General features: G+C 36.1%; 1 protein-coding gene. It reads right to left on the reverse strand.

Annotated elements, in window-relative coordinates; all coding sequences use genetic code 11:
• Positions 1-52: 52 nt before the first annotated feature.
• Positions 53-233, reverse strand: a 181-nt coding sequence (locus AC0IXA_RS28205) for a hypothetical protein (RefSeq protein ID WP_471815028.1), incomplete at its 5' end; no start/stop codon positions are given.

The following is a 233-nucleotide window of genomic DNA, read 5'->3' on the forward strand; positions in this document are numbered from 1 at the left end:
ATCATAAGTAAGGTTCGGTGGCAAAAAGTATTTCTTTTCGTATTTTTTGTGGTTAAACATGATCGATTCCTCCTGTAATTGGAATATAAAAAAGCCTTTCATCCCCAAGATTTAACTTGGAGACGAAAGACTTCTTCTTACGCGGTACCACCCCTGTTTCATGATAAACAAACATTATCATGCCCTTATTCGGATACAGATTGTTTGATCTTATATCCTTCCCATATAACGGT

It is taken from the genome of Pseudomonas sp. AC083 (genome assembly GCF_979253165.1).